20 protein-coding genes and 1 pseudogene are annotated in these 15,362 nt (G+C 41.1%); 1 reads left to right on the forward strand and 20 read right to left on the reverse strand.

Annotated features, from left to right (window positions below):
* A pseudogene (locus ACWPVL_RS11250) lies at positions 1-104 on the forward strand (resolvase); the annotation flags it as partial.
* A gap of 231 nt (positions 105-335) precedes the next feature.
* Here ACWPVL_RS11250 and ACWPVL_RS11255 read toward each other — a convergent pair.
* The 20 genes from ACWPVL_RS11255 to ACWPVL_RS11350 all read right to left on the reverse strand — a co-directional run bounded on the left by ACWPVL_RS11255 (position 336) and on the right by ACWPVL_RS11350 (position 15,360).
* Positions 336-1,076, reverse strand: a complete 741-nt coding sequence (locus tag ACWPVL_RS11255; protein ID WP_454389038.1) for a CHAP domain-containing protein — start codon at positions 1,074-1,076, stop codon at positions 336-338.
* A 102-nt stretch (positions 1,077-1,178) separates the two neighbouring features.
* Complete coding sequence (locus ACWPVL_RS11260; RefSeq protein ID WP_454389040.1) at positions 1,179-1,364, reverse strand: holin; 186 nt, start codon at positions 1,362-1,364, stop codon at positions 1,179-1,181.
* A complete protein-coding gene (locus ACWPVL_RS11265) occupies positions 1,361-1,765 on the reverse strand; it encodes a hypothetical protein (RefSeq protein WP_454389042.1) in 405 nt (134 codons plus the stop codon). Before ACWPVL_RS11265 ends, ACWPVL_RS11260 begins: the two co-directional genes overlap by 4 nt.
* 51 nt (positions 1,766-1,816) lie before the next feature.
* The gene (locus tag ACWPVL_RS11270; protein ID WP_454389044.1) at positions 1,817-4,003 is read right to left on the reverse strand and encodes an SGNH/GDSL hydrolase family protein; all 2,187 of its coding nucleotides are present in this window, start codon (positions 4,001-4,003) and stop codon (positions 1,817-1,819) included.
* Positions 4,003-5,379, reverse strand: coding sequence for a phage tail protein (locus ACWPVL_RS11275; protein WP_454389046.1), 1,377 nt, complete (start codon positions 5,377-5,379; stop codon positions 4,003-4,005). The genes ACWPVL_RS11270 and ACWPVL_RS11275 overlap by 1 nt, the downstream gene beginning before the upstream one ends.
* On the reverse strand, positions 5,376-6,095 hold the full coding sequence (locus ACWPVL_RS11280; RefSeq protein WP_454389048.1) for a hypothetical protein: 720 nt from the start codon (positions 6,093-6,095) through the stop codon (positions 5,376-5,378). Before ACWPVL_RS11280 ends, ACWPVL_RS11275 begins: the two co-directional genes overlap by 4 nt.
* Positions 6,092-9,706, reverse strand: coding sequence for a phage tail protein (locus ACWPVL_RS11285; RefSeq protein ID WP_454389050.1), 3,615 nt, complete (start codon positions 9,704-9,706; stop codon positions 6,092-6,094). The genes ACWPVL_RS11280 and ACWPVL_RS11285 overlap by 4 nt, the downstream gene beginning before the upstream one ends.
* 15 nt (positions 9,707-9,721) lie before the next feature.
* On the reverse strand, positions 9,722-10,348 hold the full coding sequence (locus ACWPVL_RS11290; protein WP_454389052.1) for a Gp15 family bacteriophage protein: 627 nt from the start codon (positions 10,346-10,348) through the stop codon (positions 9,722-9,724).
* Positions 10,349-10,350: 2 nt separating this feature from the next.
* Positions 10,351-10,710 (reverse strand): hypothetical protein, encoded by a 360-nt coding sequence (locus ACWPVL_RS11295; RefSeq protein ID WP_454389054.1) that lies wholly within the window; start codon positions 10,708-10,710, stop codon positions 10,351-10,353.
* A gap of 51 nt (positions 10,711-10,761) precedes the next feature.
* Positions 10,762-11,223: a phage tail tube protein gene (locus ACWPVL_RS11300; protein ID WP_454389056.1), complete on the reverse strand. Its 462-nt coding sequence runs from the start codon at positions 11,221-11,223 to the stop codon at positions 10,762-10,764.
* Positions 11,223-11,624, reverse strand: coding sequence for a minor capsid protein (locus ACWPVL_RS11305; RefSeq protein ID WP_454389058.1), 402 nt, complete (start codon positions 11,622-11,624; stop codon positions 11,223-11,225). The genes ACWPVL_RS11300 and ACWPVL_RS11305 overlap by 1 nt, the downstream gene beginning before the upstream one ends.
* Positions 11,624-12,016 (reverse strand): minor capsid protein, encoded by a 393-nt coding sequence (locus ACWPVL_RS11310; protein ID WP_454389060.1) that lies wholly within the window; start codon positions 12,014-12,016, stop codon positions 11,624-11,626. Before ACWPVL_RS11310 ends, ACWPVL_RS11305 begins: the two co-directional genes overlap by 1 nt.
* Complete coding sequence (locus ACWPVL_RS11315; protein WP_454389062.1) at positions 12,016-12,348, reverse strand: putative minor capsid protein; 333 nt, start codon at positions 12,346-12,348, stop codon at positions 12,016-12,018. Before ACWPVL_RS11315 ends, ACWPVL_RS11310 begins: the two co-directional genes overlap by 1 nt.
* On the reverse strand, positions 12,338-12,739 hold the full coding sequence (locus ACWPVL_RS11320) for a hypothetical protein (protein WP_454389064.1): 402 nt from the start codon (positions 12,737-12,739) through the stop codon (positions 12,338-12,340). The genes ACWPVL_RS11315 and ACWPVL_RS11320 overlap by 11 nt, the downstream gene beginning before the upstream one ends.
* A gap of 12 nt (positions 12,740-12,751) precedes the next feature.
* Positions 12,752-12,952: a hypothetical protein gene (locus ACWPVL_RS11325; RefSeq protein ID WP_084911694.1), complete on the reverse strand. Its 201-nt coding sequence runs from the start codon at positions 12,950-12,952 to the stop codon at positions 12,752-12,754.
* Complete coding sequence (locus ACWPVL_RS11330) at positions 12,939-13,187, reverse strand: Rho termination factor N-terminal domain-containing protein (protein WP_454389067.1); 249 nt, start codon at positions 13,185-13,187, stop codon at positions 12,939-12,941. The genes ACWPVL_RS11325 and ACWPVL_RS11330 overlap by 14 nt, the downstream gene beginning before the upstream one ends.
* 14 nt (positions 13,188-13,201) lie before the next feature.
* Entirely contained in the window at positions 13,202-14,074 is an 873-nt protein-coding gene (locus ACWPVL_RS11335) for a hypothetical protein (protein WP_454389069.1), read from the reverse strand.
* A gap of 14 nt (positions 14,075-14,088) precedes the next feature.
* Positions 14,089-14,658 carry a hypothetical protein gene (locus tag ACWPVL_RS11340; RefSeq protein WP_454389071.1) on the reverse strand — a complete coding sequence of 190 codons (570 nt, stop codon included), beginning with the start codon at positions 14,656-14,658 and terminating at the stop codon, positions 14,089-14,091.
* A 97-nt stretch (positions 14,659-14,755) separates the two neighbouring features.
* A complete protein-coding gene (locus tag ACWPVL_RS11345) occupies positions 14,756-14,968 on the reverse strand; it encodes a crAss001_48 related protein (RefSeq protein ID WP_454389073.1) in 213 nt (70 codons plus the stop codon).
* Positions 14,969-15,060: 92 nt separating this feature from the next.
* Positions 15,061-15,360: a hypothetical protein gene (locus ACWPVL_RS11350; RefSeq protein ID WP_454389075.1), complete on the reverse strand. Its 300-nt coding sequence runs from the start codon at positions 15,358-15,360 to the stop codon at positions 15,061-15,063.
* Positions 15,361-15,362: the final 2 nt, after the last annotated feature.

Raw genomic sequence — 15,362 nt, forward strand, 5'->3', positions numbered from 1 at the left:
ACATATTAACTATGGACTATGATCATCAAAAATTTATTGTTAGAACTTTGATTAACAAGGTCCAGGTAACAGCCGAGGACATTGTCATTAAGTGGAGAATTTAGAGAATTTTACTAACCATCATTTCAATAAAAGACACTAAAATTCTCTATGGCCTGTCTAGTATAAACAAGGGAAAACAAAAACAGACCGACATCGCTGTCAGTCTGCCAACTCTATCACTACGGAAAGTTTTAAATTTTTCCATTATAACAGAAAAAATCCCCAGCCTTTTGGCCGGGGATAATTAAAATTTAAGAAAAAATATTTATTTTTCGCAGTTTCCGCTGCGTTTTTTATTTAAAGCTACCAAAATCGGTAATACGCTGGCCGTCTTTTGATTGACCGACTGCCACATAACGACGATTGCCAGAAGCTGCAATGTATGTGATCCAGATATATCCGTCTACATCACACCAGCCATCATAATTGATTTCTTGGCCAGCTGTGTAGACCGCCACAATTTCAGCATCTAAGCCAGCTGCTGATCGAACATTGAGCGCAGATACCTCAACAGTAAATGTCCCGGTCTCTTCGTGGATTGATCCATCGCCGCTAGGAACGGTTGGAGCAGGTTGATAGCTTGTGTCATCCGTTGGGAAATAGAACCAACCAACCACACCGTCAAAATTGCGGGTGTTGTAACGAGCAGGGCCACCGATATACAGACTGTCTGCATTGCCATCGATGTTCTGCTCAATTGTTTTCATGGTATAGCCATCGCTATCCTGGATCACAACCCCTGTATGGCCGTAAGGGTGACCATAAATATAGACTGTATCCATAACAAAGACCGCACTAACACGAGGTTTACTGTCCATATTTCCTGCCTCATTATGCTCGACTTCGTAACCTAAACTAGCAGCAGAGTTAAGCAGATCAATAGCATTGCCCCAGAGAGCCTTGCCAAAAAGCTGACTAGAGATAGCATTTGGTAAGTCTACACATTGTGTTCCCCATGCTCCGTCTTGGTCAACACCAATACCGTTATCAGCTAAATTCTTAGCAAACAAAATTACATCATTTGTCGTTGCCATATTATTTTCCTTTCATTTTTTCAAAGGCTGCAAACCAAAAATAGGTTGCAGCAAAAGCAAACAGAGCAAGCTTCAGCGCCTGCTCTTTTATTTTGATTTTGATTACTCTTCCTCCTTTAAGTCAGAGAGATTCATCAAGATACAGGTCACTCCTGCCAAGGCGACTGTTGATGCAGCCACAGTCCAGTTGACCTCTGTCAACAGAGCGGTCGAACCAATCACTCCAAGCGCTGCTTGAGCCATTGTTTTAACCACTTTAATTCCTAGTTTTTTTGCAAATTTATTCATTTTTCCTCCTCAATTGGCAATTCTGAAAATTTTTCGTACAAAAGCTTGATGGCTCCATTGCCGCCAAGCTCCGTGTAGCTCTCAAACAGGCGCGTCAGTTCTTCCAGCTCATGCTGGGTTGTCTGACCGCGCCTCAAAGCTTTTTTTAGATTTTCTTGTAATCGAAAGCGCTGAAGCCGTTGCAAGCCTTTTTGGATCAGGTTTAGATTCTGATTATTCCTGTTTCCGATGTTTTGGATATCGGTCACGGACTCTTTCAGGCCTCCCAAATCTTCGGCTAAAGCTTCTATTCGCTTGTCGGTTTCTTTGCTATTTTGATTACTTCTGTAACTAAAATAGCTTGGGATAATCACGACTAGGACAGGCGTGATCTTGTCCACAAAATCAATAAAATGGTTCACATGTCACCGCCTCCTATTTTGGTTTTTTTCAGCTTCTTCAATCGGCAATAGTTATACCTCCTTCAAATTAAATTTCAAGCCACGGAATTTACTAGAAACTCCAAGGCTATTCTTGGCTGTGATTCGATAAAATCCAACATCGAGCACAGCGCCGTCCGATAATGACTGTTCATTCGACGTCATAATCACGTTGTCTCCAAAATAGTGGACAATTGACGGACGTTCAATGTAAACCGAGACCTCAAACATTGTCTTTGTTTGAGTAGAATTTAGTTGTCCTTCTAAATCGAAGCCGTCAGTTCTAGTAATCCACTTCACATCTTTTTGTTCGTCAGTCAAATAATCTGAATAATTCAAATCAGATGCCACTTTGTTATTTTGATACCCAACTTTGCTAGATTCTGAAATCACTGCTGTCTGATGTATCAACTGACTAGCTAAAAATTCCGCCCCTTTTTGATGACCAAGATCTCCAAAGTGACACATGTCTGGAATTAAATCCTTGAGGTTGTATTCTGAATGATTCAAAATATTACTTGTTCCAGCGTTATAATCAATGAATGGTAAGCCTAATTCTTCAGCTAAATCCTTCTTGATGTTATCAGCTATAGCATTAATTTTTGAACCGAAACGATTATGATTCTCAAATTCAGCTTGAGTACTCATTAGTACAGGTTTAATACCTTTTTCCAGCAAACGATTGATGATGTTGATATGATCATCACGAAACGATTTTATCCTACTTGCATCGTACACCATGTCATTGATACCCATCGTGATGAATGCATAATCAATTGATTCAGGTATCGGAGATAGAACAGCATCCAAATTTTGACGAAGCCAATTAATAGTTTTTCCTGAAAACCCTCGATTATAAAATTTATGGTTGAATGCATAACCTTTTTGATTATTTACAATGTTATTTAACATCTCAGTATAACTCTTAGGTTTATCGGTCAGTCTTTCAAGAGCATTTCCTGAGTATCCAGTTGTTCTGAATCCATCAGTTGTACTATCACCTAAGGTTACAATGACAGTCCTTTTAGTCTGCAGGTCAATTTTGAGTTGCTCTAATGTGATTGTCGTCTTAGAAGAAATCAGCTTATCGGTATTAACAAAATTTTTTTCGTGAGAAATATGTCGAATTTCATTATCATATATTTCCGCAATTTTAATTAGAGATGCTGTTTTCGGAATATCAGTTTTTTGATATTCTGAATAAGAATACATTGTCGTAAGTTGAAATGTCTTAGTGTCTCTATCGAATAATAGCAGGCGCCCATACGATGAATTAAACGTAAGTTCAAATTCCTCAATTTCGTTGATGTAATATCCATCACAGGCTATGATGAAACTATTTCCCTCACGCTTACCTTTTATCGTTCGCGTTTTGGGATCGAATATAATTTGCCCTTGGATTACTGTGCCCCAATTAGCGTCTATATAGTCACTTCTCTCGCCAATTTTTAACCCAATAGTTTTGACGAAAGGAGAAGATTGCGGATGCAAAAGTATTCCGCTGAATAAAATAGCAAGAATGGTTTCTCTATTACCGATATTGCTAATATTTCCAAGATTTCTCACATACAGTTGATTAATCTCATCATTGTATATAACGTACTGACTTACTGTTTCTTTTGGCAAAGATGCTGATAAATTCTTATTCACGCTAGCTTTTCTTTTACCTACCTGAAACCAACTTCCGCTAGCTAATGTAACTGTGGAATTTTTTGCATCAATCGTTAATCGCCCTGCTAACATTAAACCAAAGCCCATACGCTCATCCAATTTAGAATCCGTTACAGATCCGTCAACAATATTAGCAGAGCTAACAGCATTATTTCCAACAACTGCCACTTTGGACCCAGTGATTTGCTCTCTTGCGTCCTGTGCTAACATTGCCCAAGTAATTTGTGCAGCACCATTCTTATCAACCTTGTCATTGATAAGTTGACTGGCTTTTTGATTAGCAGCATCCGCATTAGCATTTATGCTCAAAAGATTTTGCGAAAGTGTGTCAAATCCACCTCTGGCTTTTGCGACTTCCATATTCGCATTACCATCTTTGGATGCTGTTTCGTACGTGACTTCAAGTGCTTTCGCAATAGACTCACGAACATCAGCACCTCTTGTTTTCTTTCTAATACCTTCAACTAGAATGTTGATGTTCTTAGTGTTTGGCAGCGGTGTTGTGTCGTCGTATAAATTCAAACGTCCTGTTGCTTCTTCTGCTGTCATTAACTTCCTCCTAATTCATTTCTAATTTTGATGATTTCAGCTTCTAACGCTCTAATTCTTTCTGTATTTTCAGGCTTGTGTTCATTTCTCAAGCGCTCTAGTTCACTTGTTAGTGTCAAAAGTTTCTCACGCTTGCTCTTAATGTCTTGATTCGCTTTAGCACGTTCAATTGATTCAACCGCTTCTTGAGATTGTAGTTGATAAGCAGATAGCGATTGAGACTTAGAACCAATAACCAAATCGACACTCTGAGGATTCAAGACATCTATTTTTTTCTCGATAATTTGCAAACGCTCAATTCCTGAAAGTGGAGCATTTAAAATCGGGTGTGTATTACCGATTTTAAATTTCACATATCTAGAGTCAATCAAATATCTCTCGACTGCTGCAACCGTCCACTTAGCTAAAGCAATTTTCTGATTTCTTAGATACTGAAGGCCTCTATTCTTTAAAACTTGAGGATTATCGATTTCCGTCCAAATAACAGGCTTTCTGATGATGCCAAACTTAGCTACAAGATCAGCATCTTCAAGCCATATCTTGCCACCATTGACCGATGAGATATCGATTTGTTTCCTGGTCACATCAGATCCTTGTTCTTCCTTGTTATTATTGATTTGGTTTTGACTATTCTTCTCATCCGCTCCAATAGGCATGATTTGAGTAGCTATACCATCAAATGAAATTTCACGAGATGCAGACTTGATGTTTCGACCTAGCTGGATAGGAGATTCTTGATTTTTCCCAATGGAAGAGGTCCAGTCTAGAAAGAACCCAGATTTCTCTCGTCTTAAAGTCAAATATCCACCTATATTAGATACAATTCGGTCTCTGATTGTATCCCAAGTAGATTCATATCCAAGATAGCGCCACGGCTTGTCTGTCTTACTGTTAACCGTTACAGTTCCAAGATGAATTCTCTTATAGTCTTCAACTTGACTATTGTGCTGATTAAGTATTTCTCTTAGATATGCTTCTGCACCAGTATTTTGTAATTTACGGAAACTTTGAGCGCTGTCATGGAAAAATGAAAGAAAATCTTCGCAAACAACCTCTTGAACGAAGCCTGTACTCGTCATTTTATTTGAAATAGTTAAAACTCTACCCTCGAACTCAATTTCATCATCGTATAGATTAACTACCTGGATGATAGATTGGAAAGGAATTAATTTTTGGTAAAGGCTATTTTGCATTGGCATCGTGAAAGTAAATTCATTGATTGCATTCTGGGCTTGCTTGATAGATCCTGAAAGGATTTTATTACCTTGTCGAGAATATGGACTATGAACGGCCTTCTTTTTGGTAAAATCGGTATCCGATAACATTTCTCGAAAAGAGTTCCAAAAATATACTTCAAAACCTCCTCTGCTACTCATGCCATCACCTCCGCGTTAAAATGCATAGCGATAGAACCATTCCCTTTGGCAGTGAATCGGTTCATACCTGGTTTCATAGATAAGACGAAATCTGTATTTTCGCCCTTCTTAAACTTGTATATTTTACCTTTCTTATCGATAAGGCTAATATCGTTGCTACAAATCACTGTTGGACTAACGGATGTATCTCCACTGTTAATAAAAAATATTTCATTTTGACCATTAATCTGCCATTTCGTCCAATTCGAGAAATCATTCTCGAAATCAAATGTATCCCAAACATCGTCGAAATAATTATCAACATGAAATGCGAAAGGGTAGCAAATGAATACAATTGTAGCAATCAAATGCTTCTTCAAGGGAACATCTGTCACCTTAATGCTCTTGATCTTTCCAAGCCAATAATAACGCTTATCGTGAGTATCAAATAGCTGACTTTCTGATTTCGTAGCCATGCTGGACTTGATAAATCTCTCGGCCAATTTTCTATCAGGATAGTCCTTGTTTGGTAACTTGAATTCATAAGTAATTTCTCGTCTATCAAAGAAGACTTCTCCGAGCACATCAGAGAAGTCTAAAACACCTTGCAGATAAGGAATCTGCTCCACAATCTCCTTTTTGTCAGGAGTAGGGGCATCCCTACTTTGAAGATACCAACCGGCATCTTTGCTATTAAAATCACCGAACTGGATATATTCCTTAATTTTAGTAATCATAATTGATGCCGTCCTCTCAATGTCTGAATGTTTCCTACTGCTTCATCGTAAGCATAAGCTGTGCCACCAATGAGCGCTCCTGTATCCAAGACCATCGTCTGGCCTTGTGCTACTTGCTCTCTCAATTCTGACAAGCTATCAATCACATCTGATAATAGACTTGTTGAATGAGCGATATAGGCTTCTTGTCTACTAGAAATTTCATCAGTTGGTGTCTTACCTCTCAACGTCTCAACCTTCAATTGGCTTGACATGGTCGCAGTCGCACCGGTCAAAAGATTCTTAGACCTTAAACTAAAATCATTCACATGATCACGAATAGCGTCCAAATGGCCTGCGACTTTATCCATTGACGAATTAAGTCCGTCTGAAATGCCTAGACCAATCTGCCAGCCGATATCCGAATAATCGTCGTTAATTACGTCTTGAATAGTCCCTGCCATACCGGAAATATTATCCATGACATTTCTCCAACCGATCTGAATACCTTTATTCAAACCAGCCATGAGAGCCAAGCCGTTCTCGATAAGCAGTCTTCCGTCATACGAAACAGGCCCTTTATGGTCTTTTATCCATTTGGCCATATTCGATACACTAGAAGTAATCTGAGACCAGCCTGAGTCAATACCAGACTTCAAACCAGCCATGAGAGCTGCTCCGTTTGCATGAAGATTAACCCCTTGCCCAATTTGAGAAAGAGTACTGTTTGCTGAATTTACAAATCCTTGAGTGGCACTAACAAGTTGCTGGCCAGAAATTCTCCAAACTGCAACCATCTGACTTCCATTATTGCGAACACTTTGTACGATTGAGACCATGCCATTGTTCACTACAACAAGAATTTGAGCCATACTTGCTTGCATGCTTGTAGCCATCAATGTTCCAGCCGTTTTAACTGTTGCCGCTAGAGTAAGGAACGAGGCTGGTGCACTTCCTGTTACGACTGACAAGTTAGAAATCAAGCCAGGAAATGTTGCTATTGCAGCAGTTGCTATCGTAGCAGATTGAGCGAACATCATCATTCCGTTGCTGAGAATAGTCATACCGTTTCCGACAGCTGCCAAACCAGAGCTATGTCCTGCTATTTTACCAACACCTAAAGCAACTGCTCCTAAAGAAGCAGCCATATCGCCAAGATTGGTGTTAGTGATCATAACTACGCCTTGAGCAAGCAGTTTAAAACCTTGGCCAGCGCTTAAAGCAGCTCGACCAATCGAATCAAAGATACCAGATACGCCGTCTAAAATGGTCCTGACAGCATTTCCAAAACCCTCTATCACGCCTTTTGCTCCGTCAAGCACACTTCTAATGACATTGCCTAGCGTACGGAATAGATTCGCTATGCTGTCTATTATCGGGCTTATCTGAGCGACTAATGTAGTAAATGCCTCAGCTATTGATTGCAGCACAGGAGCTAAAGCCTGCGCTATCTGCACAACCGCTGGCATGAATGGAGCTAAAGCCTGCACTATCCTAACAATCGCATCTGCGACAATTTGCGCTACTGTCGTAAACACATTGCCTATAATTTCGACAATTGGGGTCACGGCCTCGACGATGGCTGCGACACCTTGGCTAAAAGCGCTGATTACAGGCGGTAAAACGGAGGCGATAGAGGTTATCGCTTCCCCTAATGCCGAGACAAACGGAGCGGCTGCGCCGAATGCTTGGCCAAAAGCTACGATTAGAGGGGCCAGATTAGCTAATGCAGATGTCACAATCGGCAGCACACCAGCTACTGTGACAATGGCTTGGGCAAAAGCTCCAATAATTGCTTTTGCTACCGTAGCAAAAGCTTCTCCTACCGCATTGATGATAGTAGCTACCCCTTGACCTTGCGTAGCAAGTAGCGCAAATCCTGCTGCTATGATGGCCACACCAGCTCCAATCCCGACTGCAGCTGTAGCTACCGCTCCGCCGAAGGCTAGGATATTGGCCACGCCTGCGGTTTGCAAGGCTGCGCCAAATGCTAGTATGACCTGCGAAACCCCGCTTAATGCCGCTTTAATGCCAATCCCTATACCGATTGCAGCAGATTTGACCGCTCCTCCGATAGAACCGATAACAGAGCTTAAGCTACCCAAAATTTGAGCGATTTTAGACCGTCCCTGCGTAATAGCTTCAACTGCTCCGCTTGCAGCTTCTGTTGCATTCCTTTTGAAGATGTTAAACGGGTTAAAGGATTGAAGAAAATTGAAAGCTTTAAAAGCAAGCACTCCGCCTCCGATTCCAGTGATTAAGCCGCTCCACACATCTTTACTGATGAGTTGCGAAAGTTTAGAAATCCAGCTTATAATCGTTGAAATGGCATTGACTAAATGTCCAGCGGCTGCGCCTACGATGTCCCAAGGAATGACGTCGCTTAACTTCATAGCAAGATCGAGCGCGGCTTCTGTTAAGTCTTTAAAAGCTTTATAAGCGTTATTGATAGCGTCTGTTTCGGCGAATGCTTCCAAGGCGAATTGAATAGCTCTCGCTAGGTCTTGGATAGCAAAATTGACTAATTTAACAATATTTCCAATGCCGCTGATCACATCATTAAAGCCGTTTGCTTTATTCGTCAGTGTAGCAAACACCGTCTCGACGGTTACTACGATATCGCGAAACGTGGCCTTAATGAAGTCGAAGATAGCCGGATCTGCTCCGAAGCTTGAAAATAGAGCCTTAAAGCCTTTTTCTATCTGTGGACCAGCTTCAGCAAGTGCGCCGCTAATAGCTTTAGGCAACTGTCTCATAATATTTCCAACCATCGGTAAGAAGTTGCCTAAAAGGAATGTTGAGGTGCTAGAGATAAGTGCTTTTAAAGACGGCCCAATATCTTCTCCAAGCGTCAAATTTGCCAAGAAGTTTGAAGCTGAAGCCTTCATCGCTTCAAACGAACCACTGAAAGTAGTTTTAGCTTCTTCTGCTGCAACTCCAGCAATACCAAGTTCTTGTTGAACAAGATCAATAGCTTCAACGATGTCCGCAAAGTTGTTAATATCAAACTTCTTACCCATTGCTTTTTCTAATTTGCCGGCATCATTAAGGAGTCGCTCCATCTCTTGCTTGGTACCACCATAACCTAGCTTTAGGTTATCTAACATAGTGTAATTCTGCTTAGCGAAACCCTGAAACGTTTGCTGGATTGAACCGATGTCCGTACCCATTTTAGCTGAGTTGTCAGCCATGGCCATGATAGCCTTGTCTGCCATTTGGGCAGCCTTCACAGCATCACCACCAAGCGCTTGTTTCAAGCTGGCTCCAAAAGAAACTGCCTGCTCTGCATATGTGTTAGCTGAAATACCAGCCGAAGCCGCAGCAGTAGCATATTGTTTCATGGTATCTTCCGCTCCCTGGTAGAGCGTATCAATACCACCAAATGATTGCTGGAGCTTGGCTCCTTCGTCCAAAGCTGTGGAAAATACACCTTTAACAGCACTACCCAAGGACTGAATCCCTGAAATCAGCGCACCACTGACGATGTTAGCGCCAAGGACTGACTTAAAGACCGAACCTAATTGTGCACCGCTTTCGGATAATCCTCCAACCATGCCTTTTAACCGTGCGACTCCTGACTGAGCCTTGTCGCCATTCATATCAACTTGAATGACGACCTTTCCATCTGCCATCTTACTACCTCCTTCCTAATCCATTTCGTAGTAATAATCTTCGTCTTCTTCATCATCGTAATTTTCAGAATCAGGCAACGCATACTCTTTCTTTAACTTCATCATTTCATCGATGTAAGGCTGAGAGTCACCTTTGCGTGGCTTGTACTTCCTAATTTTGATGACTTCAACGAACTTAGTGCCTTCTGGCAGACCTGACAATAGAGCATTAAACTTCTTCCAGTGCAATTTCCCTCTTTCTTCAAGCAAATCAATATGATATGCTTGCATGAAACTCGCATAAATGAAGTCACCGTCAAGCGAAATGTCGTAAACTGGTGGTTCGTTGCTATGAGTTGAGGGTTCCTTTTTCATCACATTTCCAGCCAAGTCATACTCGACTGATACATCTTTTATAGATTTTAATTGGATATGTTCATCAAATACTTGCTTGAAAACATCCATGGCTTCCTCTGTATCAAACTCTCCAAAATTTTCTTTCGTGAGCATTTTTAAGGCAAAGTGCGGTTTGACTTGCTCTGGTATTTCATCATCAAGCCACATTTCAAAAAGTCTAATGATATTATCAAATGAAATATCAAGAGAGTAGATCTTATCACCTATAACCAACTCATCTGTTAATTTTCGTGATAGATCTAGCATGATTAACCCTCTAAATATTTCTTGATAGCTTCCTGCGAATTGTTATTCTCAAATTCAGTAACAATTCCTCTAATCGTTTGAATTAGATAATAGACTGTGAAAGTCGTTGTTTCGCCAGAAAATTTGTAGACTTTCTCAAATGCGTCTTCATCAAACAACTCTGTCCAACTATCTTTAGCTGCATTATAAGCTTGTTCAAATGCCAAATCTTCGTTAGTTTCGTCCAATTTTTTGGCACGTTCTTCCATCTTTTGGCCAATGACCTTCATTCTCTTGATGTTTTCATCGTTTGCGGCAAATTCAAGTTGAAATTCTCCGAAATCGACAGGAATGATATTGCTTAGTTTCTTAATTACGACCATTGTTTTTCTCCTTTTTCAAAAATAAAAAGGCGTGAATTATCACGCCTAAAATTATCCTGGTACTACAGCTGATTTCTTAGGTTTACGAGTCCAAACAATCTTGAATTTGATTGTTTCAAGTTCTGACGCTTCACCATCTCCAATTTCAATTTCAGAAAGACGGGCCAATCCCTCTTTTTGAGTTTTGCCATCAGACGAAACTTCTTTGTACCAAACGACGAGATCATCACCGACCTCATCTTCTTTGTCTGCTACAAAGTTTTGGGCTTTATCTGAGTAATCACGATGCCCTTCAAAAGTGCGTCCTCGCGTTTTAGAAATCACCATTTCTTCCTTGGTTCCGTCACCGTCGAAGTACGCAGAATCGTCTGTTTCTTCGTTATTCTCTGGTGAAGATGACTTCAGACCTTTAGCAAGCCAGAGGTATTCCTCTGAGGTTGGCGGAGTGTCTGGAGTAGCTTCTTTGTAAGGGCCGATGTAGTGTTTTCGTAGTGCATTTTTATTTTTTGGCATTATTCTTTCCTTTCAATTTCAAGGCTGGCAGTAACATCCAGCAAATAAATGTAAAAGCCTTGCTCGTCTAAATCATTTAAGTAAGGCTTGTCGACTTTCAGACCTAAGAATTCGTAAGAACCATTCTTACTTGGTAATTCTAGGTCCATTTTTGATAAGGCAGCGTTAATCTGCCACAATGTATTATTGTTTAATTCCTGATCTCGTGACTTGATAGCAATTTCAAAAGGTAAGCTGACTGTTTGGGTTCCAGCCATGTCCTCGTCTACAACCTCTCCACCAGGGAGAGGATAGACGACCAATCCCTCTTTCTCGTCTAAATAGCCGTGCTTCGAGGGGATTTGGGATTGAACACTTTTGATATGCTCAAGCAAGACCTCTGAAAAGTCATTATTCTGCATTATCTCACTCCCATAGCTCGCAGACCAACTTCTGCCCATCTTTGGGCATAGAGTGGCACGGCTTTCTTATCCCATCTCGGACCCGTTCCAGGCGTTGGCTTTTGGCTTAGTAATCTTTCTTTGTTCGCAAAGAAGAACTTTCTCTGCTTATCTGAAAAGAAGCCTTTCCGTTTCCGGCCGTAATACACGATTCTAGCGTAAGGCTGCGCATACACTATGGAATCCTTTCTGACGTGGCCGCTAGATCGTAGGTCTCCTCTTCGTTTCGGGACGAAGCGCTCCATATCCAACATTGCTTGATTAGCTATAGCCATCTTCCCTCTTGCGAAATTTTCCGAAGAAACTTTCTTCTCGATGCCTTTTAAGTCAATCTTAATCGAAACACCACCCATCAAATCACCTCGATTTCATAAGCTAACAGCTTCTTAGTGAATGGATGGTATTGAGGGATGATACTACGGACAATGTAGAGTGTGCCTTTATCGTCAACAATGCCGCCTATAAAGCTCTTGTCGAGCTCTACAGGACAGTATTTATGATATACAATCACCGTCGATGGCTTGTTTTCGCTCTGGTGATTGCCTGATCCGGTCTGAGAAAACGTCCTATCGAATTTGCACGGAGAGAGCAAAAGAGGCTCTGAATAAGTCTCTTTCCCCCAATCGTCCTTGCTCATTTTTTTTTGGATCGTTACGGAATCCGGTAGCATTCTTTTATCTATCATAATCAACCCTCGCAAAGCCAAATCCAGCCAATCTTAGCCAGTTTTCAGCATCCCTTGATAAATTATACCTCTCTGCTAAAGAAAGCGAATTTGAGCCATTCTGAGAGCCTGAGCGATAGCTTATAGATGTCCGCCCGACTGACATGCTGGCAATAGATTGCTTGTCCTCTGCCGTCAGGACCCCAGAAGTGTCCAAATAAGCAATCTGAAAGGCTGTAGCTCGTTTAACTGCCTTCTTGCGAGCTGTATTGTCGTTATCAAAGCTATTTAGAGAATAGAAATCTCTAGTATAAGCATCGATAGCGAGTTCCGCTCGCTTTAAAAGCTTGTCAAAATCGCCCTCGACCTCAAATCCGAGCTTATCGAACTCCTCTTTAGTCAAGTAAGCCATCTAATCACCTCCTTAAAAGGTGGATGTCCCCACCTCAACTAGATCTTGCTTAGGCTCTTCAACGAGTTCAAAGCAATCTTCACCAATCACCTCATTAAACAGGCCATTGATTCGATTAGCTTCGTCTTGATCTAGCTCGTATTCTTGCCCTTTGTCAAAGTGACGATCAGACTTAGCTAGATAAGCGTTCAATTTTGCTTTAAATTTGGCCATTTAACACCTCCAATAGTTCATCTTTGGTCTTGTTTGAATAGCCCTCAAACCCTCGCTCTTTAGCAAGAGCTTTCAACTCTGCCAAAGTCATGTCCGTAAGCGAATGAGTAGCCAAAATCTCTGAGATTTGGCCGTCTTCAATCACTTCTTCAAATCCATCAGCGATGAGCTGGGCTTCAAGCAAGCCGCCTTCCTGCACGGTGTAAACTTGATTCCCTTTTTCGTACTTGCGCATTTTCTACCTCCTTATTAAGCAGATTTGTGAGAAACATAGACCCCGTCTTGTTTTGATTGCAAGACGAAAAGATCATGATAGAGACGGTTTTGGTACAAGTATCCGTCACCTTCTGTATGTTGACCAGGAGCGAAAAGATAGATTGAGTTGAACTTAGCCTTGGCAATTACTGCTGGCTTAGCAACGATCAAGAAGTTAATGTTTTTACCGTCTGAAGCCTTAACAAAGCCTTCAGTGAAGTCAAACTTAGTCTTGAAACGTGCATCGTCCCAAACTTCGATAAGCTGAACTCCGTCAAGTGAAGTGACACGAGTATCAATTCCTTGAGGCGATGTAGTAGCGATTGAGCGTGTGAACTCTTTAGAACGTTCCAAGAAATCCATAACCTCGCTAGAAACATACATAACGATGTTTTGAGCGCCGTATTTACGAACTGGCAAAAGAGCAGCTTTCAATTTTGTGTAGATGTTCACTTCTGACAGGTCATCTTCAGACTTGAAGTGACTATTTGTGATAGCTTCTGTAGCCATTTTAGAGAAACGATAAGCGTCAACTTCTGGAGTTGCGTGTTCAGTGATGAATGTGTTAGATACGTTAGCAGCTGAAAGTTCTTGGTTTGTTTCGTCTACGTCTGCTGCGTCTACGAAAAACTCGACGTCACGGTCAAATCCGAGGGTATAGACTTTCTTGTCGTTCGATACTGTACCAGCGTTGTAGCCTTTAGATCGTGTGTGTGCTTTGTAGCCTGTCACCGAAATAGTCGGCAATTCAAAAGACTTAGCGCCCAACCAGTTTACCTGCGGTGTTTCCAAAATGCTTGTGAGAGCACCTTGCATCAATTTCTTTTCAAAGATGCCCTCATGTTTAGTGATGTAGTTAAGTGTCATTTATTATTCTCCTATCAATTTGTTAGTCCTAGAGCCTTAAAAAAGGCATCTTCTGAGTTCGTTCCAGCCGTTGGATTTCCTCCAGCTGAAAACGTTGGTTTCTTCTCCTCGGGTTGCTCTGCACGACCAAACTGAGGATATTTATGCAACACTTGACCGATAGCATCTTCAATAGACAGCTCATCAGATACCAAGCGATTAGATAGAGTGATGACGTCGTCTACAGACTCAGCATTTACTCCCAAAGTCAGAGCTGACAGCTTCGCTTCCAGATTTTTCTTATCTGACAAAACCTGCTCCAGTTCTTTTTCTTTAGTAGCAAGTGCTTCTGACTGTTTCTCAGCCTCACTCTTTTGTGAGTCCTTCCACTCCTTGAGCTGTTGGAGCCCTTCCTTAGCACTTTTGACATCTTCGAATCCTAGGCTTTTGAAGATTTTCTCTTGTGCTTTCTTAGCCTCTTTAGACACAAGCCCGTTTACCTCTTCCTGGGTAAAAGTCTTGATAGGTTGCTCTTGAGTTTTTGACTCAGTGTTTTCTCCAGCATTAACTGGCTGGTCAGTTTGTGTTTGAATGTCTTCTGGCATTCTTCCGTCCTCCTAGAATTAGGTGTTATCTTCCGTTCTTTACCGCCTGCGGATAAAGGCAAGCAAAAAACCGCATCGAATTTGAGGCGGTTAATTTCTATAGTTTGATTTCTTCAATTTTCGCACGTTGCTCTAAAATCGAAAGATAATCCCACATGACTGAACGCTGACGCTTTAATAAATCGATAGGACAATTAGGTTCAAACTCTAGCTGTCCTTTCTCGTATTTACCAATCATCATGTCTAGCTTTTGGAATCGTTCTTTCAATTCGTAGTATTCTTTTCTAAATCTTGCTTTCCAATCTTCCATTTTTCTGTTCCTTTCTTCAATTCGCTGATTTATAGCAATTTACAGAGATTTATAGCAGTCTGTTCCTGCCAGCCAAGATGTCGGATCACCTCCTAAATAGTATCTAAAATATTCAGATACTCCAGTTCTTCGTATGTTTCTGCAAAAATATCTGGCTTGCATGGGTAAAATTCACCTTGCACTCCTTTGATTATATAATCGCCTGTTTTTGCGACCATGACCCCCTCAAGTGTTTTAATCTCGCACCATGCTGGATTTTTATTCCACTTGCCATTATCGTGAACGATAATCTCATTCCTTGTCACTGCGTCCCAAAACCAATCTTCTTCAATCAAACAACGTTCATTAAGTTGAACTGCCTCAATTACTACAGGTTTCTTTCTGTATTTCATTT

This window comes from Streptococcus sp. Marseille-Q8145 (assembly GCF_965112035.1).